The organism is Xanthomonas bonasiae (assembly GCF_014836395.1).
GTDB classification, from domain to species: Bacteria; Pseudomonadota; Gammaproteobacteria; order Xanthomonadales; family Xanthomonadaceae; genus Xanthomonas_A; species Xanthomonas_A bonasiae.
In genome coordinates this window covers 60,975-82,656 of record NZ_JACSQX010000005.1, presented here as the reverse complement: position 1 = coordinate 82,656, position 21,682 = coordinate 60,975, and the positions used below count along the sequence as shown (strand labels likewise).

Annotated in this window: 19 protein-coding genes; 10 read left to right on the top strand and 9 right to left on the bottom strand. The window is 71.0% G+C overall.

Annotation, left to right across the window (positions count from 1 at the left end; translation table 11 throughout):
- Positions 1-72: 72 nt before the first annotated feature.
- The 6 genes from H9658_RS09290 to def all read right to left on the bottom strand — a co-directional run bounded on the left by H9658_RS09290 (position 73) and on the right by def (position 7,169).
- Positions 73-1,371, bottom strand: coding sequence for an O-antigen ligase family protein (locus H9658_RS09290; protein WP_191825137.1), 1,299 nt, complete (start codon positions 1,369-1,371; stop codon positions 73-75).
- Positions 1,372-1,424: 53 nt separating this feature from the next.
- Positions 1,425-2,462, bottom strand: coding sequence for a glycosyltransferase (locus H9658_RS09285; RefSeq protein WP_179567697.1), 1,038 nt, complete (start codon positions 2,460-2,462; stop codon positions 1,425-1,427).
- Positions 2,463-2,520: 58 nt separating this feature from the next.
- Positions 2,521-4,236, bottom strand: a complete 1,716-nt coding sequence (locus H9658_RS09280) for an ArnT family glycosyltransferase (RefSeq protein WP_191825136.1) — start codon at positions 4,234-4,236, stop codon at positions 2,521-2,523.
- Between the two features lie 25 nt (positions 4,237-4,261).
- The gene (gene rsmB / locus H9658_RS09275; protein ID WP_191825135.1) at positions 4,262-5,602 is read right to left on the bottom strand and encodes a 16S rRNA (cytosine(967)-C(5))-methyltransferase RsmB; all 1,341 of its coding nucleotides are present in this window, start codon (positions 5,600-5,602) and stop codon (positions 4,262-4,264) included.
- A gap of 16 nt (positions 5,603-5,618) precedes the next feature.
- Positions 5,619-6,542 (bottom strand): methionyl-tRNA formyltransferase, encoded by a 924-nt coding sequence (gene fmt, locus H9658_RS09270; protein ID WP_191825134.1) that lies wholly within the window; start codon positions 6,540-6,542, stop codon positions 5,619-5,621.
- A gap of 114 nt (positions 6,543-6,656) precedes the next feature.
- Positions 6,657-7,169 (bottom strand): peptide deformylase, encoded by a 513-nt coding sequence (gene def / locus H9658_RS09265; RefSeq protein WP_179567704.1) that lies wholly within the window; start codon positions 7,167-7,169, stop codon positions 6,657-6,659.
- A 137-nt stretch (positions 7,170-7,306) separates the two neighbouring features.
- Between def and H9658_RS09260 the strand changes: the two genes are divergently transcribed.
- The 9 genes from H9658_RS09260 to H9658_RS09220 all read left to right on the top strand — a co-directional run bounded on the left by H9658_RS09260 (position 7,307) and on the right by H9658_RS09220 (position 16,999).
- Positions 7,307-8,443, top strand: coding sequence for a LysM peptidoglycan-binding domain-containing protein (locus H9658_RS09260; protein ID WP_191825133.1), 1,137 nt, complete (start codon positions 7,307-7,309; stop codon positions 8,441-8,443).
- An 82-nt stretch (positions 8,444-8,525) separates the two neighbouring features.
- A complete protein-coding gene (gene dprA / locus H9658_RS09255; RefSeq protein WP_191825132.1) occupies positions 8,526-9,680 on the top strand; it encodes a DNA-processing protein DprA in 1,155 nt (384 codons plus the stop codon).
- A 43-nt stretch (positions 9,681-9,723) separates the two neighbouring features.
- Positions 9,724-10,197, top strand: a complete 474-nt coding sequence (locus tag H9658_RS09250) for a DUF494 family protein (RefSeq protein WP_003470396.1) — start codon at positions 9,724-9,726, stop codon at positions 10,195-10,197.
- A gap of 22 nt (positions 10,198-10,219) precedes the next feature.
- Positions 10,220-10,936 (top strand): pilin, encoded by a 717-nt coding sequence (locus tag H9658_RS09245; RefSeq protein WP_406848116.1) that lies wholly within the window; start codon positions 10,220-10,222, stop codon positions 10,934-10,936.
- 40 nt (positions 10,937-10,976) lie between these two features.
- Positions 10,977-11,921 (top strand): RDD family protein, encoded by a 945-nt coding sequence (locus tag H9658_RS09240; RefSeq protein ID WP_191825131.1) that lies wholly within the window; start codon positions 10,977-10,979, stop codon positions 11,919-11,921.
- Between the two features lie 257 nt (positions 11,922-12,178).
- Positions 12,179-14,665, top strand: a complete 2,487-nt coding sequence (locus H9658_RS09235) for a DNA topoisomerase I (RefSeq protein WP_191825130.1) — start codon at positions 12,179-12,181, stop codon at positions 14,663-14,665.
- Between the two features lie 355 nt (positions 14,666-15,020).
- Positions 15,021-15,581 carry an L-threonylcarbamoyladenylate synthase gene (locus H9658_RS09230; protein WP_191825129.1) on the top strand — a complete coding sequence of 187 codons (561 nt, stop codon included), beginning with the start codon at positions 15,021-15,023 and terminating at the stop codon, positions 15,579-15,581.
- Between the two features lie 64 nt (positions 15,582-15,645).
- Positions 15,646-16,380: a DUF4124 domain-containing protein gene (locus tag H9658_RS09225; RefSeq protein ID WP_191825128.1), complete on the top strand. Its 735-nt coding sequence runs from the start codon at positions 15,646-15,648 to the stop codon at positions 16,378-16,380.
- Between the two features lies 1 nt (position 16,381).
- A complete protein-coding gene (locus H9658_RS09220) occupies positions 16,382-16,999 on the top strand; it encodes a DUF4124 domain-containing protein (protein ID WP_191825127.1) in 618 nt (205 codons plus the stop codon).
- A 153-nt stretch (positions 17,000-17,152) separates the two neighbouring features.
- On the opposite strand, the gene H9658_RS09215 is transcribed toward H9658_RS09220, so the two are convergent.
- The gene (locus H9658_RS09215; RefSeq protein ID WP_179567739.1) at positions 17,153-17,926 is read right to left on the bottom strand and encodes an SDR family oxidoreductase; all 774 of its coding nucleotides are present in this window, start codon (positions 17,924-17,926) and stop codon (positions 17,153-17,155) included.
- Between the two features lie 63 nt (positions 17,927-17,989).
- On the opposite strand from H9658_RS09215, the gene H9658_RS09210 reads away from it, so the two are divergent.
- Positions 17,990-18,217 carry a hypothetical protein gene (locus H9658_RS09210; protein ID WP_191825126.1) on the top strand — a complete coding sequence of 76 codons (228 nt, stop codon included), beginning with the start codon at positions 17,990-17,992 and terminating at the stop codon, positions 18,215-18,217.
- Positions 18,218-18,296: 79 nt separating this feature from the next.
- Here H9658_RS09210 and sppA read toward each other — a convergent pair whose 3' ends face one another.
- Both sppA and H9658_RS09200 read right to left on the bottom strand, forming a co-directional pair.
- Positions 18,297-20,195 carry a signal peptide peptidase SppA gene (gene sppA, locus H9658_RS09205; RefSeq protein WP_191825125.1) on the bottom strand — a complete coding sequence of 633 codons (1,899 nt, stop codon included), beginning with the start codon at positions 20,193-20,195 and terminating at the stop codon, positions 18,297-18,299.
- Positions 20,196-20,277: 82 nt separating this feature from the next.
- Positions 20,278-21,645: an MATE family efflux transporter gene (locus H9658_RS09200; protein WP_179567745.1), complete on the bottom strand. Its 1,368-nt coding sequence runs from the start codon at positions 21,643-21,645 to the stop codon at positions 20,278-20,280.
- Positions 21,646-21,682 lie beyond the last annotated feature (37 nt).

Here is a 21,682-nt window from a genome sequence, read left to right as displayed (position 1 = left end):
CCAGATATGCGCCGACTTCAGCGGCGGCGGCGCGGACGGCGCCGCGCCGGTCGGCGGTGCGGGATCGGCAGTCTACCGGCTTCCGGCAGCGCCTTCAGCGGCGCCGGCACGCACGCGCGGCGCCTGCGCATCGCAGGCGGCCAGCCCGATCAGCACGCCGACCAGGGACACGTAGAAGCCGGTGGTGACCTGATGCGCGAACATCGACTGGGTCATGCCGCACAGGATGTAGGCGGCCACCACCATGATCCCGGTCGCGGCCGGGCCATGGAACTCGCGTCGCGGCCGTCGCCGGTACAGGCGCAGCAGCAGCCACAGCGGCACGCCGTAGACCAGCAGGATCAGCACGGTGCCGGGCAGGCCCTGGGTCGCGCTCCATTCGGCCAGGTCGTTGTGCGCATGGCCCAGATGGCAGCGCTCCACCCAGGTCTTGCTGCGGCAATCGGGCAGGCGCAGCATCGCGTTGTCGAAACGGCCCACGCCGACCCCGACCAGCGGATGCTCGACGAAGGTCGCCGCCGCCACCTGCAGCCGTTCGATGCGCGCCCCGGCCGAGGAATCGCTGTCGCCGCGCTCGTAGCGCTGCACGTCGTGGTGCAGTTCGGCCAGGCGGGTCTGCCGGGTCAGCGCCGGCACGCTCAGCACCAGGGTCGCCGCCAGCGCCGCGATCGCGCCCAGGATCGCCAGGCGCATGACGCCGCTGCGCCAGCGCACGCACAGCGCGGTGGCGACCAGCAGCAGCAACATGCCCAACCACACGCCGCGGCTACCCGTGAGCAGGATGGTGGCGCAGCCGGCGGCGAGCGCCACCAGCGTCCATGGCCAGCGCCCGGGCGGGCGGCAAAACACCGCCACCACCAGCAGCACCAGCACCACGTCGGCGAGCACGATCGCGTTGGTCCAGCCCTCGGCACGCGGCTGGCCCTGCAGCACCTGCACGATCGCCAGCACCAGGGTGGCGAAGATGCCCAGCAGCGCGCCCCACCACAGCCCCTGCCGCGGTGGGCGCAGCGCGTAGACCCACAGCGCGGTCCAGGGCAGCACCAGGAAGCGGGTGCGGTTGTCGATGTCCTTCAGCGCCTGGCCGAAGTACAGCAGGGAGAACACCGACAGCACGATCACCAGCAGCGCCAGCACGGTCAGCCAGCGCAGCGAGGGCTGCAGGCCGGACGCGGCGCGGCGCATGCGGCCCAGCACCAGCAGGCTGCTCGCCAGCAACAGCAGGCCGAACGGCAGCAGCCCGCCCGGCATGCTGACCACCAGGGCCGGCAGGCACAGCAGGCCCAGCGCGGCGCCCCACTCGGCCAACCGGTGGCGATGGGATGCGGCCGGCGGCCGCGCAGCATGGTGCGACGGGGCTTCTTCGGTCATCTAGGCGAGAACGGACGGGGGGACGGTGGGGGGCGATGATCCAAGTACGACCCCTAACCCGACCTGACCTGCACGCGGCCGGTCCCCGCCGGCGCCGACGTGGCCGGCGGCGGCGCATCGCCGAGCAGATCGGCCACCACCGCCTGCAGGCGCTCGCCGAACTCCTGCTGGCGCGACTCGAAGAACGTGCGCGCGGCAGTGCCCAGCGCATCGCATTGCATCGGCGCCAGGGCCAGAGCCTGCGCCATGGCCCGCTCGATGCCGGCCGCGTCGATGCGGTAGCGCACGCCGAAATTGTCCTCGCGCTCGCCGACCGGCTCGATCAGCACGCCGCGCTCGGCGGTCACCAGTTCGTTCATCGGCGCGCCGTTGGTGGTGATCACCACCGCACCGACGCTCAGCGCTTCCATGATGTAGTGGCCGAAGCCCTCGACCTCGGACGGGCACAGGTGGAAGCGATGCGCGTTCTGCAGCCGGCGCAGTTCATGCTGGTCCAGGTAGCCGGTCAGGTAGTCGATGTTCTCGGCATCGATCGGGCGCGATTTCTTCGCGCTCTGCACCACCGTCAGCCGCGGCCATTCCGGGTGCCGCGCCCAGGTCTGCAGCAGCACCGCGGTGCCCTTGGCCGAACTGCGCCCGGCCACATGCAGGCAGGCGCGCTCGCGCGGTACCTCCGGGCGGTAGCAGTCGTCGCTGCAGAAACCGATGAAGGTGGTCGCCGGACCCTGTGCGGAAAAAAGCTGCTCTGCCTGCCAGGTCTTGCACAAGACCCGTTGGAAACGCGGCAGCCAGCGCAGCCACTTGCGACGGAACCACTCCGGATTGGGAACCAGCACATTGCGCCTGCCGGCGCCCAGGCAGCGCGGATAGACCCGCTCCAGGAAAATCTGCAGGTCGGCGCGGCCGCGCAACAGGCTGCGCAGGGCCAGGCGCAGTTCGCGCAGGTGGTTGGCCAAACGCACGGTGCCGAAGCCGAGCACCTCCACCCGATAGCGGCCGCTGCTGCGCAGCGCCTCGGCGACCACCTGCAGGTCGCGGCTCAGGCCGCCGCCGTTGTCGCGGCTGATGACCCGGATCAGGCGCAGCGGCATGCCACGCCTCCCGCCCGCGCGGCGCCCAGATCGAGACCGAAGCAGGCGCGGCCGCGGCTCACTCGAAGCGGTCCTTGTCCTGCTCGCGCAAGCGGTCGCGGTCGCCGGTGGTGACCGTGCAACGGCCGTGCACGGCGGCGGCCGGCACCAGCCACCAGTTGCGGCGGTTGGATACGCCGGCCAGGGTGCTGGCGCGGCGATCGACGCAGCCGAGCATCGCCGCCTCCTGCACCAGCAGCCAGCGCCGCTGCGGCGCCTGCGCCTGCCAGGCCACGCCGCGGCGCAACTGCTCGTCCCACGGCACCACGAAACCGAAGGTGGTCGCGGCGCGGTCGGCCATCAGCAGGTTCTGTTCCTTCCAGGCCACCAGGCCCAGTTCCGCGTCCGGCCCGATGCGGCGGCCGGCCGCCTCCATCACCCCGCGCGCGGAGCTGGACGTATTGATCAGCGGATACACCAGCAGCCCCACCAGCACCCACAGCATGCTCAGCGTGGACACCATCGCCAGCTCCGGACGCCGCCGCGCGAACACCGCCAGGCTGGCCACGCCCCACAGGCCGAGCGCCAACAGGATCCAGGCCAGCGCCTGCACGGTCTGCAGATCGACGCCGCGCTGCTCCATCATCTGCGCGCGGAACCCGTGCCCGGCCAGGATCGCCGCGCCGACGCCGCCCAGCGCCACGGTCAGCACCACGGTGAACGCCAACAGCAGGCGCTTGACCCCGGTCTTGCGCAGCAGCCCCGGGATCAGCGGCGCCATCGCCAGGCACAGCATCGGCAGCGCCGGCAGGATGTAGACGTCGCGCTTGCCGGTGGGAATGGAGAAGAACAGTACGATCAGCGCCCACCACGCCAGCGGCAGCAGGTAGCGCGGATCGCGCCGGCGCAGGCGCCGCGCCCAGGCCGGGATCGCCCACGGCAAGGCCAGCAGCAGCGGCAGCCACATGCTCGGCATCACCCCGAAGAAGTAGAACGGCCCGTGCGGGTGATCCCAGGACCTGGCGTAGCGCCCGGCGGTCTGCCGGAACAGGATGTCGTCGAGGTAGGCGCGGTATTCGGGCTGGTGCGCCGACAGCGCCGTGGTCACCATCGGCACCAGCCAGATCGACACCGCGCCCAGGAACGCCAGCGGCCCCAGCCAGAAGCGCGGATTGCGCGCGCCGATCCTGACCCCGCGCCACTGCGCCAGCGATGCCGCCGCGGCCGGCAGCAGCATCAGCAGCGCCAGCGCGCCCACGCCCTTGGTGATCGTGCCCAGGCCGGCGGCGAACCAGCCCAGCGCCCACATCCGCCAGTCGGGTCCGCGCAGCACGTGGCGCAACAGGCCGTAGTTGGCCAGGGTGATGTAGAACACCACCAGCGGATCGATCTGCGCCTTCTTCGCCTGGTAGGTGAAGTGGAATGCGAACAGCAGCGCATACGCCGCATACATGCCGACCCGGCGCGTCCACAGGCGCCGGCCCAGGTCGTAGACGCAGGCCAGCGTGCCCAGCCCGGCCAGCAGCGACGGCAGCAGGAACGCCACCCGCCAGTTGCCGAACAACGTGTAGAACGACGCCTGCAGCCACATCAGCATCGGCGGCTTGTCCGAGTACAGCTCGGTGCCGCGGTGCGGGAACAGCCAGTTGCCGCTGTCCACCATCTGCTTGGCGACCAGCGCGAAGCGCGGCTCGTCGGCCGGGTGCGGATCGCGCAGGCCGAGGCCCGCGCCGAGCACCAGCAGCGCAAGCAGGGCCAGCAACCAGAATTCTCGGGACGCGCGGGTCTTCAGCATGGGACGGGATGATACCGGGGCCGGTTCACGCCGTCTTGCGCAGCCGCGCATAGAAGAACCCGTCGCGGTCCTGCTCGCCGGGCAGGCGCTGGCGGCCGCCGCCGGACGCGTGGCCGCAGGCGGCGCCGGGATCCTCGGCCATGGCGTCGGCGGTCCGCGCCAGGAACGCCTGCAGCTGGCGCGCGTTCTCGTCCTTCAGCAGCGAACAGGTGGCATAGACCAGCGCCCCGCCCGGCCGCAGCACCTGCCAGCCGGCATCCAGCAACCGCGCCTGCAGCGCCTGCAGCGCGACCACGTCCTCGCGCCGCCGGTGCAGCAGCACGTCGGGCTGGCGGCGCACGATGCCGGTGGCCGAGCACGGCGCGTCGAGCAGCACCGCATCGAACGCCTCGCCATCCCACCAGCTGTCCGGCTGCGCCGCATCGGCCGCCTGCAGCAGCGCCTGCGCGCCGGCACCGGTGCGGTCGAAGGTCTCGCGCACCCGCGCCAGGCGCCGCGGGTCCACGTCCAGCGCGGTCAGGCGCAGCGTCGGGTCGCGCTCGAGCAGATGCGCGGACTTGCCGCCTGGCGCGGCGCACGCATCGAGCACCCGCGCGCCCGGCGCCGGCGCCAGCACGTCGGCGACCTGCTGCGCCGAGCCGTCCTGCACCGACACCCAGCCCTCGGCGAAGCCGGGCAAGGCGCTCATCGCCACCGATTCGGCCAGGCGGATCGCATCGGCCAGGTCCGGTGCCGCCTGCGCGGCGATGCCGGCGTCGGCCAGCTGCTGCAGATAGGCGTCGCGCGTGCTGCGCTGGCGGTTCACCCGCAGCCACAGCGGCGCCGCCTGCTGGCTGGCGGCGAAGATCGCTTCGGCCTGTTCCGGCCAGTCGGCGTGCAGCGCATCGCGCAGCCACAGCGGCCAGCCGGCGTCGGCGGCCACCGCCGGCAGCCCATCGCGCAGCGCGCGGCGCAGCAAGGCGTTGACCATGCCGGCCTGGCGCGGCCGGTCCAGCGCCCGTGCCGCCTCCACCGTCGCCGACAGCGCCGCGTGCGGCGCCAACCCCAGCACGTCGAGCTGGGCGAAGCCGGCCATCAGCAGCGTGCGCAGTTCGGCGTCGCGCTGCGGCAGCTGCTTCTGCAGCCACAGCCGCAGCGCGGCCTCGTAGGCCGGGCGCCGGCGCAGCACGGCGAAGCAGATCGCCTCGACCAGGGCACGGTCGCGCGGATCGGGCAGCGCCGGCAGCGCGGTGGCCAGCTCGGCCTTCAGCGAACGGCCGCGGTCGATCACCGCGCTCAGTACGCGGGCGGCGACGACGCGGGGCGCAACGCCCGGCGGCGGCGGCGGCGGCGCGGCGGCAGGCGGCGCGGCAGGCGTCTGCGTCATGGGCGGTCGCGCTGGTTCAGGCCAGCACCGGCAGGTCGCGCCGGGCATTGAGGTAGTCGGCCGCGGTGATCGCCTTGCCGCCTTCGCGCTGCAGCACGCGCAGGCGCAACGCGCCCTGGCCGCAGGCGATGTCGATGCCTTGCCTGGAGGCGGCCAGCACCGTGCCCGGCGGCTGCGCATGCGCCAGCTCCAGCGCCACCGCGCCGTGGATGCGCACGCGCTCGCCGGCCAGCACCGCTTCGGTGACCGGCCACGGATTGAACGCACGCACCCGCAGCGCCAGCTGCGCCGCCGGCTGCTGCCAGTCCAGCCGCGCCTGCGCCTTGTCCAGCTTGTGCGCGTAGGTGACGCCGGCGTCCGGCTGCGGCTGCGGCACCGGGCGGATGCCGGCGCGCAGCAGGCCCAGGCCGTCGGCCAGCACCTGCGCGCCGAGCGCGGCCAGCCGGTCGTGCAGCTGCCCGCCGGTCTCGCTGTCGCCGATCGGGGTGCGCTGCGACATCAGCACCGGGCCGGTGTCCAGGCCCGCTTCCATCTGCATCAGGCACACCCCGGTTTCGCTGTCGCCGGCCTCGATCGCGCGCTGGATCGGCGCGGCGCCGCGCCAGCGCGGCAGCAGCGAGGCGTGCACGTTCCAGCAGCCATGGGTCGGGATCGCCAGCACCGCCTTGGGCAGGATCAGGCCGTAGGCCACTACCACCATCAGGTCCGGCTGCAGCGCGCGCAGAGTCTGCAGCGCCTCCGGCGAGCGCAAGGTCTCCGGCTGCAGCACCGGAATGCCGCGCGCGACCGCCTCCAGCTTCACCGGCGACGGCGTCAGCCCGCGGCCGCGCCCGGCGGGCCGGTCCGGCTGGGTATAGACCGCGACCACTTCATGGCGCTGCGCGGCCGCGCGCAACGACGGCACGGCGAAGTCCGGCGTACCGGCGAAGACGATTTTCATTGGGCGGGGATTCGGGATTGGGAATTAGGGATTCGCAACGGCAGGGTTCGGCGACCGGAAGGGAATCCGACTCGCGCTTACGAATCCCCAATCTCCAATCCCGAATCCCGGCCTTCAGGCCACGTGCTTGCGCGCCTTGGCCAGCTTCTTGCGCACCATCTCGCGCTTGAGCGGGGAGAGGTAGTCGACGAACAGCTTGCCGTCCAGGTGGTCCATCTCGTGCTGCACGCACACCGCCAGCACGCCGTCGGCGGACAGTTCCTGCGGCTGGCCGTGGCGGTCCAGGTAGCGCACGACGATGCTGTCGGCACGGGTCACGTCGGCATAGATGCCGGGCACCGACAGGCAGCCTTCCTGGTACACCTGCTCGCCGTCGCGCTGCACGATCTGCGGGTTGATGAACACCTGCGGGGTGTTCTTCTCCTCGCTGACGTCGATGACCATGAAGCGCTGGTGCACGTCCACCTGGCTCGCGGCCAGGCCGATGCCGGGGGCCTCGTACATGGTCTCGAACATGTCGTCGAGCAGGCGCTGGAACGCCGGCGCGGTCACGTCGGCAGGGTCGACCGGCACCGCCTTGGTGCGCAGGCGGGGATCGGGGAATTCGAGGATGGGAAGCAGGGCCATAGCGGTACCCAGATGGGGGCGCCGGAAAATTCGGCAAGACGTGGCAATTCTACCCCGTTCTGGCGCGAACGCTTGCGCCGCGCCCAGGGTTCTGGACTATAGTGCGCGGACCTGTTGGGGAATCAGGCTCCGCACTCATGTTCAAACGACTCCGTACGGTCGTCGCCGTGGCGATGCTTACCGTAGCGACCTATGCCGCTTCCGCGAGCATGGCTGCCGAACACCCTGACACCTACGTGGTGCGCAAGGGCGACACGCTGTGGGACATCGCCGGGCGCTTCCTCGGCAAGCCGTGGCTGTGGCCGGAAATCTGGCAGGCCAACCCGCAGGTGCAGAACCCGCATCTGATCTACCCCGGCGACGTGCTCAGCCTGGCCTACCTGGACCGGGTGGCGCGCGCCACGGTCAAGCCGGGCCCGCGCCAGGACGCGCCGATCGACGCGATCCCGCTGTCCGACGTCGAGCCGTTCCTGAAGAACCTGCGCGTGGCCGACAGCATCGACGAGCTGCCCTACGTGGTGGGCTTCGAGGACAACCGGCTGCGCGCCACCATCGGCCAGGTGGTCTACGCGACCGGGCTCGGCGACGCGCAGGTCGGGCAGCGCTACGCGGTGGTACGGCCGACCCTGCGCTACGAACTGCCCAGGCTCAGCGACGACCTGAACAACGAGGGACGCAGCACCCCGGGCACCGGCAACCTGTGGCAGACCTTCGTGGCGCCGGACAACAAGCGCCGCGAGACGCTGGGCTACGAGCTGGCCCAGGTCAATATCGGTACCGTCACCCGCGTTTCCGCCGACGATAGCCAGGCCACCACCCTGCTGCTGCAGGACAGCGCCCGCGAAGTGCGCGCCGGCGACCGCCTGATCGCGGTCCAGGCGCAGCCCTACGACCTGCAGTTCGTGCCGCATCCGCCCTCGGCGCAGGCGCTCGAGGCCGGGCTGCGGGTGCTGGCGGTGGCCGACGCGTTCAGCGCCGCCGGTCCGCGCGACGTGATCGCGATCTCCGGCGGCAGCCGCGAGGGCATCGACAACGGCACGGTGGTGTCGCTGTGGCGGCATGGCACCCGGGTCAACGACCGCGTGCAGCGCCCGAACACCTCGCGCGCCGACGACGGCTTCACCGGCGGCCGCGGCTCGGTGGCCTTGCCCGACGAATACGCCGCGCACGCGATGGTGTTCCGCACCTTCGACAAGGTCAGCTACGCGCTGGTGATGGACGGCGTCAAGCCGACCCGGATCGGCTACGACGTGAAGCACCCGGACGCGCGCTGACCCGCGCACGCGGGCAAGTCCTACATCCGCAACAGACGGCGCCCGAGGGCGCCGTCTGCGTTTGCGGCCTAGCCTGGGGCCCATGTCCGCCCTGCCCACCGACCACGCACACTCCAGTCCCGACCCCGCATTGCTGGCGCTGTCGCTGGCCGGCGGCGCCAGCGCCCCGCGCAGGCGCCTGCTTGAGCGACACGGCAGCCCTGCCGCCGCGCTGGCCGCCGGCGCGGCGGCCTGGCAGGCGGCGGGGCTGGATCCGGCGCAGAGCGCGGCACTGCGGCAGCCCGACCGCGCCGCGATGGACGCCGCGCTGGCCTGGCTGGCGCAGCCGCGCCGGCACCTGCTCGGCTGCCACGACCCCGACTATCCGGCGCTGCTGCTGCGCAGCCCCAACCCGCCGCTGGCGCTGTACCTGGAAGGCGACCCGGCGGCGCTGTGGCATCCGGCGGTGGCGGTGGTCGGCAGCCGCGCGCCCAGCGCCGGCGGCCGCGACAATGCGTATCGCTTCGCCCTGGCGCTGGCCACGTCCGGGCTGGCGGTGACCAGCGGCATGGCCGCCGGAGTCGATGCCGCCGCGCACGCGGCGGCGCTGTCGCGCCAGGACGGACTGACCGTGGCGGTGGTCGGCGACGGCGCGGACCTGGCCTACCCGCGCCAGCATGCCGCCCTGCGCGAGCGCATCGCCGCGCGCGGCGCGGTGGTCAGCGAGCATCCGCCCGGCACCCCGGCGCGGCCCAGCCACTTCCCCGCCCGCAACCGGATCATCGCCGGACTGACCCTGGCCACCCTGGTGATCGAGGCCGCCACCCGCTCCGGCGCGCTGATCACCGCGCGCCTGGCGGCCGAGGCCGGGCGCGAGGTGTTCGCGCTGCCCGGCTCGATCCACAACCCGCTGGCGCGCGGCTGCCATCGGCTGATCCGCGACGGCGCCGGGCTGGTGGAGAACGCCGAGGAGGTGCTGGCCGGGGTCGCGCCGCTGGCCGCGGAACTGGCCGACGCCTTGCGCGGGCGCCTGCGCGCCCCCACTGAGAGGATCGCCGACCACCCCGGCGCCATGCCGTCCTTCCCCGATCCGAACTACCAGCGCTTGTGGCAGGCGCTGGGCCACGACCCTACCTGTATGGATTCAGTGATCGCACGCACCGGATTGACGGCCGCGGCGGCCTCCTCCATGCTGCTGGCCATGGAACTGGATGGCTACGTGGCGGTCGAACGAGGTCGTTACACCCGCAAACCCTAGTTTCTTCACCTCCACAGCGTCTAGCGACGCAGGCCGAGGGGCAATGAAAGAGAGCATTCTGGATGTCCTGCTGTACCTGTTCGAACATTATTTCAGCGAGGATGCGGACCCGGTCCGCGATCGCGACTCCCTCCAGAATGGCCTGATCCAGGCTGGCTTCAGCCCCACCGAAATCAGCAAGGCGTTCGACTGGCTCGATGCCCTGGCCGACCAGCGGCCGGCCGTGCCGCAGCCGCGCATCGACGGCCCGATCCGCATCTACCATGGCCCGGAGCTGGACAAGCTCGACGTGGAATGCCGCGGCTTCCTGCTGTTCTTGGAACAGCACGGCATCCTCGACAGCGACCAGCGCGAGCTGGTGCTGGACCGTGCGATGGCGCTGGACCAGGACGAACTGGACCTGGACGACCTGAAATGGGTGGTGCTGATGGTGCTGTTCAACCAGCCCGGCGCCGAGGCGGCCTACGCGTGGATGGAAACGCAGATGTTCGTCGACGAGCCGGAGCCGGTGCACTGAGGCACTGACGGGCCATGCACGGATGCACGAGGAACCGGTCCTGAGCGCCTGGTACTACGCCGACGCGGCGCGCCAGCGGCACGGCCCGCTGAGCACCGCCACGTTGCTGGAACGCCTGCGCGACGGGCTGCTGGAGCGCAGTACCCTGGTCTGGCGCGAAGGCATGCCGGAATGGCGGCCGCTGCACGCGCTTGCCGACGAACTCGGCCTGTCAGCGACAGCACCGCCGCCCCCGCCACCGCTGCCACCAGCGGCGAGCGCCACTCCGACCATCCCCGCCGCGGCTCCACGCAACGGCCTGTCCGGCTGCGGCATCGGCGCGATCATCGCGGTCGTGGTCGGCGCGGTGCTGCTGGCGATGATCGGGATTCTCGCCGCCATCGCCTTGCCCGCGTATCAGGACTACACGCTGCGCACCAAGGCCACACTGGCGATCGGCAGCGTCACCCCGCTGAAGTCCCGGATCTCCGGCTTCGCCATGCAGCAGGGGCGCTGCCCGGTCAACGGCGATCCCGGCTTCGGCACCGCCGAGAGCTACGCCAGCGAATTCGTCGCACAGGTGCGGATCGGCCGTTTCGACAACGGCCATTGCGGCCTGGAAGCCACCCTGCACGCGCCCGGCAACGCCAAGCTGGATGGCAAGGCGCTGTGGCTGGACTACGATGAGCGGGCTTCGGCCTGGAAATGCAGTTCCGAGCTGGACGACCGCTACCTGCCCGCGCATTGCCGCGGCGGTTGAGCGGAAACGGATTTTTCGATCGCAACCCCGGGGAACAGGAATGAGTGAGTGGTACTACGCCGACGCCGCGCAGCAGCGTCACGGACCGATGCCCGCCGACGACCTGCAGCAGCGCTTCCAGCGCGGCGACGTCGGCCTGACCACGCTGGTGTGGCGCGACGGCCTCAGCGAATGGCATCCGCTGGCCGACTTCGTCGACGAACTGGGCCTGACCCAGGCGCCGGCGGCGATCGCGCCGAGCGACGCCGTCGAGGCGGCGCCGACGCCGCCCGCGCAGGCGTTGCCCGCGGCCTGGGCCGCGCCGGAATCCGACGCCGCAGCGCATTCGCCCTATGCCGCGCCTGCCGCCACGCTCGGCGAGGAGCCACGCTTCGTCGCCGGCGGCGAGGTGGTGCAGGCCGGCTTCTGGAAGCGCACCGCTGCCTATCTGATCGACGGCATGCTGGTGGGCATGGTCGCGCAGGTGATCCAGTTCGTGATCATGCTCGGCTTCTTCGGCTTCAGCGGCCTCGGCGGCGGCAGCACCCCGGATTTCGCCACCGCCGGCGGCATCGTCATGCTGGTGCTGGTGTACCTGGTGCCGCTGGGCATGTCGGCGCTGTACTTCGGCCTGTTCCACGCCTCGTCCAAGCAGGCCACGCTGGGCAAGATGGCGGTCGGCATCAAGGTGGTGCGCACCGACGGCAGCCGGATCAGCGTCGGCCGCGGCATCGGCCGCTATTTCGGCTTCCTGCTGAGCAGCCTGACCATCTTCATCGGCTTCCTGATGGCCGCCTTCACCGAGCGCAAGCAGGCCCTGCACGACATGCTCTGCGACACCCTGGTGGTGGACAAGTGGGCCTACACCGACCACCCGGAGTGGCAGCAGCACAAGCTGGGCACGGTCACCGTGGTGATCCTGTCGCTGTTCGGCGTGCTGATGGTCGGGATCCTGCTGCTGGTCATCCTGGCCATCGGCCTGGCCGCCAAGGGCGGCTGGCACTGACGGCCGGGACTCGGGACCGGGGAGACCCGGCGGACGGAAGTCGGCGAAGCCCCCATGCCGGAGACTTGATCGGGCGGTCGCGCTTGACAGCCGCCGCCGGACATGTCCACTAATAAAAAGAGACGCAGCTGAACGCCCGGGGTACCAGCCCCGGGCGTCGGCCTCTCTGAACACCGCAACGCTTCACTAACCGGAGCAATTGCGCCACCCTACCGCCCCCAGGGCGCCCGCCCCGCCCATTCGAAGCCCACCTCATCATGTCCAAGCACCTGCTCATCGTCGAATCGCCCGCCAAGGCCAAGACGATCAACAAATACCTCGGCAAGGACTTCCACGTCCTGGCCTCGTATGGGCACGTGCGCGACCTGATCCCGAAAGAGGGCGCGGTGGATCCGGACGACGGCTTCGCGATGCGCTACGCGCTGATCGAGAAGAACGAGAAGCACGTCGAGGCCATCGCCAAGGCCGCCAAGGTCGCCGACGACATCTATCTGGCGACCGACCCGGATCGCGAGGGCGAGGCGATCAGCTGGCACATCGCGGAGATCCTGAAGGAGCGCGGGCTGCTCAAGGACAAGCCGCTGCACCGGGTGGTGTTCACCGAAATCACCCCGCGCGCGATCAAGGAGGCGATGGCCAACCCGCGGCAGATCGCCGTGGACCTGGTCGATGCGCAGCAGGCGCGGCGCGCGCTGGACTACCTGGTCGGTTTCAACCTGTCGCCGGTGCTGTGGCGCAAGGTGCAGCGCGGCCTGTCCGCCGGCCGCGTGCAGTCGCCGGCGCTGCGCATGATCGTCGAGCGCGAGGAAGAGATCGAAGCCTTCGTCGCCCGCGAATACTGGAGCATCGGCGCCGACTGCCTGCACCCCTCGCAGCCGTTCGCGGCCAAGCTGGTCAAGCTCGACGGGCAGAAGTTCGAGCAGTTCACCATCACCGACGGCGACACCGCCGAAGACGCGCGGATGCGCCTGCAGAAGGCCGCGCAGGGCGCGCTGCACGTCACCGACGTGGCCAGCAAGGAGCGCAAGCGCCGCCCGGCGCCGCCGTTCACCACTTCCACGCTGCAGCAGGAAGCCTCGCGCAAGCTCGGCTTCACCACCAGCCGCACCATGCGCGTGGCGCAGAAGCTGTACGAAGGCGTGACCCTGGGCGACGAAGGCACGGTCGGCCTGATCAGCTACATGCGTACCGACTCGGTGAACCTGTCGCAGGACGCGCTGGCCGAGATCCGCGACGTGATCGCGCGCGACTTCGGCACCGGCGCGCTGCCGGACAAGCCGAACATGTACCAGACCAAGTCCAAGAACGCGCAGGAAGCGCACGAGGCGATCCGCCCGACCAGCGCGCTGCGCACCCCGGCGCAGATGGCCAAGTACCTGGACGACGATGGCCGCCGCCTGTACGAGCTGATCTGGAAGCGCGCGGTGGCCTGCCAGATGGTGCCGGCGACGATGAACACCGTCACCGTGGAACTGGCTGCGGGCAACGAGCACAGCTTCCGCGCCAGCGGCACCACGGTGATCGACCCGGGCTTCCTGGCCGTGTACGAGGAAGGCAAGGACCAGAAGGCCGCCGAGGACGAGGACGAGGGCCGCAAGCTACCGCCGATGAAGCCCGGCGACCGCATCCCGCTCGACCGCATCCATGCCGACCAGCATTTCACCGAGCCGCCGCCGCGCTACTCGGAAGCCTCGCTGGTCAAGACGCTCGAGGAATACGGCATCGGCCGCCCTTCGACCTATGCCTCGATCATCCAGACCCTGCTGTTCCGCAAGTACGTGGAGCTGGACGCGCGCCGTTTCCGCCCCTCGGACGTGGGCCGCGCGGTCAGCAAGTTCCTGTCCGGCCACTTCACCCGCTACGTCGACTACGACTTCACCGCCAAGCTCGAGGACGAGCTGGACGCGGTGTCGCGCGGCGAAGAGGAATGGCGGCCGCTGATGGAGAAGTTCTGGGGCCCGTTCAAGGAACTGGTCGAGGAGAAGAAGGAATCGGTGGACCGCTCCGAGGCCACCGGCGCGCGCGAACTCGGCACCGACCCCAAGACCGGCAAGCCGGTCAGCGTGCGGCTGGGCCGGTTCGGGCCGTATGCGGCGATCGGCAGCACCGCCGAGGACGCCGAGGACAAGCCCAAGTTCGCCTCGCTGCGGCCGGGCCAGAGCATGCACACCATCACCCTGGAAGACGCGCTGGAGCTGTTCCTGATGCCGCGCGCGCTGGGCGAGGACAAGGGCGAGGACGTCAGCGTCGGCATCGGCCGCTTCGGGCCGTTCGCCAAGCGCGGCAGCGTCTATGCCTCGCTGAAGAAGGAAGATGACCCGTACACCATCGACCTGGCGCGCGCGGTGTTCCTGATCGAGGAGAAGGAAGAGATCGCGCGCAACCGCATCATCAAGGAATACGACGGCAGCGACATCCAGGTGCTGAACGGCCGCTTCGGCCCGTACATCAGCGACGGCAAGCTCAACGGCAAGATCCCCAAGGATCGCGAGCCTGCAACGCTGACCCTGGAAGAAGTGCAGAAGCTGCTGGAAGAGACCGGCAAGCCGGCGCGGCGCGGCTTCGGCGCGAAGAAGGCCGCGGCGAAGAAGGAAGCGGCGCCAAAGAAGAGCGCAACCAAGAAGGCCGCGGCCGACGCCCCGGCCAAGCCCGCGGCGAAGAAGGCGGTCAAGAAGGCGGCAAAGAAGACCGCGAAGAAAGCCGCAAAGAAAGTGGTCAAGAAGGCCGCGGCCAAGCCCGCCTGATCCACCACCCCGCTCCTGCGGATGCCACATCCGCAGGAGCGGCGCCGGATGGCCGCAATCGCCATCCATCGCGCCAAGCGATCCGTTCGCGCTTGCCGCAATCGAGCTCCACCGGTGCATTCGGAAGCGGCGCCGCGCAGACCGGAACAACCGCAGCCGCCACAGCCTGCGCATCAGCCCCACCGCCTGCGCACCGCCCACGCCGCCCGACAGCAATCGAACCCGGAACCGGCAGCAAAGCGCGCTTCGCTCTTGCCAATCCCAAATCCCCAATCCCCGCTCTCCACAGCCGAATGGCTGGTCATCCCGGCCCTCCGGCATTGCCCCACAAAACAGCCTGCCGCATCATGCGCGCATGACCGATCTGTCGCTCAGCCAAGCCGTCGCCGCCCTGCGCCAGGGCGGTGTCGTCGCCTACCCGACCGAGGCGGTCTGGGGCCTGGGTTGCGATCCGTACGACCAGACGGCGGTGACGCGCCTGCTGCAGATCAAGCAGCGCCCGGTGGAGAAAGGCCTGATCGTGGTTGCCGCCGAACTGGAGCCGCTGCGGCCGCTGCTGGATCTGCCGGCGCTGCCGCCGGAGCGCCTGGCCGCGGTACTGGCCAGCTGGCCCGGGGCGCATACCTGGGTGCTGCCGGCCGCGGCGCAGGCGCCGCCCTGGATCACCGGCGCGCACCGCAGCATCGCAGTGCGGATCAGCGCGCACCCGCAGGTGGCCGCGCTGTGCCGCGCCTGGGGCGGCGCCCTGGTCTCGACCAGCGCCAACCGCGGCGGCGAGCCGCCGGCGCGGCAGCGCGCCGAACTGGATCCGCACCTGCTGGCCGCACTCGACGGCGTGGTCGGGGGCGAAACCGGCGGCCTGGCCCAGCCCACTCCGATCCGCGACGCGGTCAGCGGCGAGATCCTGCGCGCCTGAGCGCAGGGCGACTCCCTACCCACCTTCACTTTCCCTGGCCGGCGAAGGCGCGCAAGATGCGCGCATGCCCAGCCCCACCCGCCCTGCCTTGCTCCTGACCGCGCTGTTGCCGTTGGCCGGCGCCGCCTGGGCGCAAAGCACACGGACCACCAGCAGCGATGGCGCGCAAGGGTCGGTGCGCATCTACCGCTGCATCGGCAGTTCCGGCGCGGTCAGCCTGCAGAACGCGCCCTGCGAGAACGCGCGCCAGCAGCAGGTGCTGGACATGCAGCGCCCGCGCGATCCGCCGCCGCGCCCGACCACCACGCTCAGTACCGACCCGGCGCGCGACGCCGCGGCGCCGGCGCCGCTGCCGCAGCGCGAGATCCGCATCGTCACCGTGCAACCGCCGCAGCCGATGTACGAATGCGTCACCAGCGAGGGCCAGCGCTATACCAGCGACGACAACGAAGGCAATCCGCGCTGGGTGCCGCTGTGGACCGTCGGCTATGCCGGCAGCTATGGCTACGGCCATCGTCGTGGCGGTGGCGGTGGCGGCAATGGTGGCGGCGAAGGCGGCCACCCGCGCCCGCCGCGGCCGGTGTATCCCGGCGTCGGCGTGGTGGTCCCGGCCGGCAGCACCCTGATCCGCGACACCTGCAACGTGCTGCCGCCGCAGGAAGTGTGCGCACGCCTGACTGACCGCCGCTGGGAACTGATACGCCGCTACAACAGTGCGCTGCAGAGCGAGCGCCGCGCGCTGGAAACCGAACAGCGCGGCATCGACGCGCGGCTCGACCGCGACTGCGGCAGCGGCTGAGATGCGGGGCGGCGCCTGCCTCGCCGCGCTCCTGGCCTGCGCCGGCGCCGCGCAGGCCGAGCAAGTGGTGTTCTATCGCTGCACCGATGCGCACGACAACCTGACCGTGCAGAACCAGCCGTGCCCCAAGGGCATGCGCCAGGAAAAGAAACTCATGCAGGGCGTCGGCCGCGCCCCCACACTGGCGCCAGCGGCACCAGCCGCGCCGATACCGCCGGCCCCCGCACCGGCCGCTGCCGCCGCCACGCCCGATCCACCGTCGCCAGCGCCGGCAGAGACCGCGCCGCGCCTGCCGCCGCCCACGCTGTATGCCTGTACCACCTACGAGCAGCAACGCTACGTCGGCGAAACCGCCGAGCCGACGCCGCGCTGCGTGCCGTTGCGCACCATGGGCCTGGACGGCAGCCCCGACAGGACCGGCGGCAGCGCCTGCGAAGTGCTGCGCGACCGCTGCGAGGCGCTGCCGGAGGCCGGCGCCTGCGAAGCCTGGGCAACCTACGTGGCCGAAGCCGAGACGCACTGGCGTTTCGCCACATCCGAGCACGCCGAGCAGCTGCGGCAGGAATTCCTGCGTCGCCAGCACCTGCTGCAGGCGAGCAACTGCGGCGCGCCGGACTAGGGTGCCCCCGCGGATGTTCGATCCGACACTGCCCCTGCACCCGACACTGCCCCTGTAGGAGCGGCTTCAGCCGCGACAGGCATTGTCAGCAAAGCGTCGCGGCCGAAGCCGCTCCTACAGGGCGTGGCCGGCACTCGCCGGTCTACCGGCGCCCTAGAACCCGTAGCGCAGAAATCCACCGTCCACCGCGATGCATTCGCCGGTGATGTAGCTGGCCGCGGGCAGGCACAGGAAGCCGACCGCGGCCGCCACCTCCTCCGGCTCGCCGATCCGGCGCATCGGCGTGCGCTCGATCACCTGCTCGTAGTAGTCCGGATCCGACAGCGGCCCGGAGGTGCGGCGGGTGCGGATGTACCACGGCGCCACCGCATTGACCCGGATCCCGTCCTCGGCCCATTCGGCGGCCAGGTTGCGGGTCAGCTGGTGCAGCGCGGCCTTGGTCATGCCGTAGGGCGCGCCGCTGCGCACGTGGGTCAACCCGGACACACTGCCGACGTTGACGATCGCCGCGGACGCGTGCTGCGCCAGCAGCGGATGCGCATAGCGCGACAGCTCGAACGCCGAAAACAGGTTGGTCTCGAAGATGCCGCGCCACTCGTCTTCGGTGTAGTCCACCGCGGCCTTGCTCAGGTTGCCGCCGGCGTTGTTGATCAGCAGGTGCAGGCCGTCGGCATGGTCCTCGACCCAGTCCAGGATCTCGCGCCGGTCCTCGTCGTCGGCCACGTCCGCGGCCAGCGCCAGGATGCGCCGCTCCGGAAAGGCATCGGCCAGTTCGTCGCGCGCCGCTTCCAGCGCATCGATGTCGCGCGCCACCAGCATCAGCTCGGCGCCGAAGCCGAGCAACTCGCGCGCGATCGCCAGGCCGATGCCCGCGCTGGCGCCGGTGATCAATGCGGTCTGTCCGTCCAGCCGCCAACGTTGCTGCATCGCCTTGCCTGTCTGCACCGGGGTGGGCGTAGGATAACGCCCACGCTCAACGAGGTCGCTGCCATGACCGGTTCACTGCGCTTGATGACGTTGGCACTGTCGCTGCTGGCCGCGCTGGCCGCCTGCAAGCCGGCGCCGCCGAAACCGCCGGACAAGCCGCCCGAGCCGCAGGCCGGCGCGCTGCGCGCGGCGATCGCGCAGCCGCTGGACCGCGCCAAGCAGGCGGCCGCCGGCACCGAGCAGTCCGCCGCCGCGCAGAACGCGGCGATCGACGCCGCCACCGGGCAATGAAAAACGCCGGCATCGGCCGGCGTTCGTCGTTGCTCGCAGCGCGCCCGCCAGTGGCGGACGCGCCTGCATCAGGCCTGCATCAGAAACCGCAGAAGCAGTAGGCCAGCGCCTTGACCGGCGTCCCGTCGCGCTTGTCGGTCGCGTCCTGCACGAAGCGCAGCTGCGTATCCAGCTCCGGCATGCTGCGCGCCAGCACGGCGTGGGCCAGGGCCGAGTCGCCCAGCATCCACGCGCCCATGCGGCTGCCGGCGAAACCGCTGACGAACTGCGCGAACGGCGTGGCCGGCTTCTCGATGTAGCGCACGCGGTACTTGTCGCGATCGCCCAGCTTGGCCCGCGCGGCGGCATCGGCCACCGCGTCCTTGAAGCCGCCGAACGCGTCCACCAGGCCGCGTTCCTTGGCCTGCGCACCGCTCCACACGCGGCCGCGCGCGACCTGGTCGATGGCCTCGACCGGCTTGTTACGCGCCTGCGCGACCTTGCCGGTGAAGTCGGCATAGCCCTTGTTGATCACCGACTGGATCACCTGCCCGACCACCGGATCCATCGGCCGGGTGACGTCGAACGCACCGGCGAACCGGGTGGTGCCGACGCCGTCGGTATGCACGCCGATCTTGTCCAGGCTGCGGGTCAGGTTGGGGATCATGCCGAAGATGCCGATTGAGCCGGTGATCGTCGACGGGTCGGCGTAGATGCGATCGGCGTTCATGCTGATCCAGTAGCCGCCGGACGCGGCCAGATCGCCCATCGACACCACCACCGGCTTGCCGGCCGCCTTCAGCGCCACCACCTCGCGGCGGATCTGCTCGGAGGCGAACACTTCGCCGCCGGGCGAATCCACGCGCAGCACCACCGCCTTGACCGCCTCGTCGTCGCGCGCGTCGCGCAGCAACGCCGCGGTCGACTCGCCGCCGATGCGCCCGGCCGGCTGCTCGCCGCCGCTGATCTCGCCCGCGGCGACCACCACCGCCACCTGCGGCCGCGAATCCACCGGCGAACGGCGCAGGTCCAGCTGCTGCAGGTAGGCATCCAGATTGACGTTGCGGAAGCCGGTATCGGCATCGTCGTCGGCGACGCCGCGCTTGGTCAGCAGTTCCTCGACCTCCTCGCGGGTCTTCAGGCCGTCGACCAGCTTCTGCTGCAGCGCGAACTTGGCCATGTCGCCGCCGGCCGCGGCGATGCCTTCGGGCATCGTGTCGATGCCGGCGGAGATCTGCTCGGGCGCCAGCTTGCGCGCCTTGGCGATGTCGGCCACGTAGCGCTGCCACACGTCGTTCATCCAGAACAGGTCGGCTTCCTTGGACGCCGGCGAGGCCGCGTCGAGCACGTACGGCTCGGCCGCGGACTTGAACTCGCCGACCTTGAACAGGTGCACGTCCACGCCGAGCTTGTCCTGCAGGCCTTCGCGGAAGTACTGGCGGTAGCGGCCCAGGCCTTCCAGCACCACCGAGCCCATCGGGTCCAGGTAGACCTCGTTGGCCTGCGCGGCCAGCAGGTACTGCGCCTGGCTCAGGCTGTCGCTGTAGGCCACGACCTGCTTGCCGGAAGCGCGCAGGTCCTGCAGCGCCGCGGACACTTCGCGCATCGAGGCGAACCCGCTCGGCTGCAGCTTGTCCAGGCGCAGCGCCACGCGCTCGATCTTCGGATCGGTCTTGGCCGCTTCCAGCACGCGGATCAGATCGCGCAGCTGGATCTCCTCGGCGCCCTTGTCGCCCATCGCCTTGGTCAGCGCGCGGCTGACCGGATCGGCGCTGAACTGCTCGACCAGGGTGCCTTCCGGCGCGATCAACAGCGTGGTGCGGTCGCGCAGCGTCTTGGCGCCATCGCCACGCGCCATCGCGAACACGATCGCCAGCAGGAGCAGCAGCAGGAAGCCGAAGAACACCAGGTTCAGGATCAGCCGGCGGGTAAAGTTCATCACATCCCACAGGCCAACGAAGAAGCTGGCGATGGGGCTGCGACGCACGGGTTGGTTCATGGAAAACTCCGGAAGGAAGGCGTCTTGCGCGCGTGCAGCATACCGGCTGTGCCGGCGCCGCACATGCGCCTGAAGTCAGGGGTCAGGCAGCCGCGGCGGCGAGCAGGCGCCCGCTGCTGAGCCGGAAGCGCGCGGCCATCATCACCGCGGCAGCGGTCAGGCCCAGGATCAGCCCGATCCACATGCCCTGCGGTCCCCAGCCCAGCCACAGGCCGAGCCCGGCGCCCAGCGGCATGCCCAGGCCCCAGTAGGAACACAGCGCGAGCAGCATCGGCACGCGGGTGTCCTTGAGCCCGCGCAGCGCGCCGGCCGACAGCACCTGCACCCCGTCGGGGAACTGGAACGCGGCCGCGTACAGCAGCAGCGTGGACGCCAGCCCGGCCACCGCGATGTCGCGGGTGTAGACGCCGACGATGGCGTCGTGGCCGAACAGCAGCACCAGCGCCGACAGCGCCTGGGTGCCGAGCACGATCGTATAGCCGGCCCAGGCCGCGCCGCGCACGCCGACCGCGTCGCCGCCGCCGGCGGCGCGCCCGACCCGCACCGTGGTCGCCTCGGCCACGCCCATCGGCACCATGAAGCACAGCTGCGCCACGTTGATCGCGATCTGGTGCGCGGCCGCCGGCACTTCGCCCAGCCGCGCGATCAGCAGCGCGGTGACGATGAACAGCCCGCCTTCCATCAGGATGGTGATGCCGATCGGCAGCCCGGTCTTCAGCAGCCCGCCGATCGCGCGCAGGTCCGGCGCCTCGAAGGTCGCGAACAGACGCAGCGGCGCGAAGCGCCTGGAGCGCGCCAGGTAGATGGCGAAACACAGCGCCTGCAGCCACATCATGATCGCCGAGGCCATGCCCAACCCGCCGGCGCCGCGTTCGCGCAGCCCGAACAGGCCGAAGGTCAGCACGTAGCCCAGCGGCGCCAGCACCAGCAGCCCGCCGAAGCCGAGCAGCATCGTCGGCAGCGTCCAGTGCATGCCCTCGCTGAGATAGCGCATGCAGAAGTACAGCACCATCGCCGGCACGCCCCAGCGGATCGCATGCAGGAAATCGCGCGCGCCGGGCACGATCTCCGGAGCGATGCCCAGCTGCGGCAGCGCCATCGGCATCACGCTCAGGAACGCGAACATCAGCACGCCCAGGCCCAGCGACAGCCACAGCGCCTGGCGGAACATCGGCCCGATCTGCGCATGGCGCTTGCCGCCGTCGAGTTGCGACACCGACGCGGTCAACGCGATCAGGGTGCCGATCGGAATCATCATCGGCAGCCACAGCAACGCGGTGCCGACCGTGACCGAGGCCAGCGTGCGGGTGCCGTGGTGGCCGGCGATCACGTTGTCGACGAAGCTGATCAGGCCGGCGGAGATGTGCCCCAGGACCAGCGGCAGGGCGAGCTGCGCGGTGGTGCGCAATTCGCGGCCCCGGACCGACGCCGGGGTGGAGGACGAAGACATTGCAAGACTCTGGCGATCCCGCCGACTGCGGCCGCGC

Excerpts from the sequence above, each read along its gene's own strand:
- H9658_RS09290 (WP_191825137.1), bottom strand. The coding sequence starts at position 1,371 with ATGACCGAAGAAGCCCCGTCGCACCATGCTGCGCGGCCGCCGGCCGCA.
- H9658_RS09285 (WP_179567697.1), bottom strand. The coding sequence starts at position 2,462 with ATGCCGCTGCGCCTGATCCGGGTCATCAGCCGCGACAACGGCGGCGGC.
- H9658_RS09280 (WP_191825136.1), bottom strand. The coding sequence starts at position 4,236 with ATGCTGAAGACCCGCGCGTCCCGAGAATTCTGGTTGCTGGCCCTGCTT.
- rsmB (WP_191825135.1), bottom strand. The coding sequence starts at position 5,602 with ATGACGCAGACGCCTGCCGCGCCGCCTGCCGCCGCGCCGCCGCCGCCG.
- fmt (WP_191825134.1), bottom strand. The coding sequence starts at position 6,542 with ATGAAAATCGTCTTCGCCGGTACGCCGGACTTCGCCGTGCCGTCGTTG.
- def (WP_179567704.1), bottom strand. The coding sequence starts at position 7,169 with ATGGCCCTGCTTCCCATCCTCGAATTCCCCGATCCCCGCCTGCGCACC.
- H9658_RS09260 (WP_191825133.1), top strand. The coding sequence starts at position 7,307 with ATGTTCAAACGACTCCGTACGGTCGTCGCCGTGGCGATGCTTACCGTA.
- dprA (WP_191825132.1), top strand. The coding sequence starts at position 8,526 with ATGTCCGCCCTGCCCACCGACCACGCACACTCCAGTCCCGACCCCGCA.
- H9658_RS09250 (WP_003470396.1), top strand. The coding sequence starts at position 9,724 with ATGAAAGAGAGCATTCTGGATGTCCTGCTGTACCTGTTCGAACATTAT.
- H9658_RS09245 (WP_406848116.1), top strand. The coding sequence starts at position 10,220 with ATGCACGAGGAACCGGTCCTGAGCGCCTGGTACTACGCCGACGCGGCG.
- H9658_RS09240 (WP_191825131.1), top strand. The coding sequence starts at position 10,977 with ATGAGTGAGTGGTACTACGCCGACGCCGCGCAGCAGCGTCACGGACCG.
- H9658_RS09235 (WP_191825130.1), top strand. The coding sequence starts at position 12,179 with ATGTCCAAGCACCTGCTCATCGTCGAATCGCCCGCCAAGGCCAAGACG.
- H9658_RS09230 (WP_191825129.1), top strand. The coding sequence starts at position 15,021 with ATGACCGATCTGTCGCTCAGCCAAGCCGTCGCCGCCCTGCGCCAGGGC.
- H9658_RS09225 (WP_191825128.1), top strand. The coding sequence starts at position 15,646 with ATGCCCAGCCCCACCCGCCCTGCCTTGCTCCTGACCGCGCTGTTGCCG.
- H9658_RS09220 (WP_191825127.1), top strand. The coding sequence starts at position 16,382 with ATGCGGGGCGGCGCCTGCCTCGCCGCGCTCCTGGCCTGCGCCGGCGCC.
- H9658_RS09215 (WP_179567739.1), bottom strand. The coding sequence starts at position 17,926 with ATGCAGCAACGTTGGCGGCTGGACGGACAGACCGCATTGATCACCGGC.
- H9658_RS09210 (WP_191825126.1), top strand. The coding sequence starts at position 17,990 with ATGACCGGTTCACTGCGCTTGATGACGTTGGCACTGTCGCTGCTGGCC.
- sppA (WP_191825125.1), bottom strand. The coding sequence starts at position 20,195 with ATGAACCAACCCGTGCGTCGCAGCCCCATCGCCAGCTTCTTCGTTGGC.
- H9658_RS09200 (WP_179567745.1), bottom strand. The coding sequence starts at position 21,645 with ATGTCTTCGTCCTCCACCCCGGCGTCGGTCCGGGGCCGCGAATTGCGC.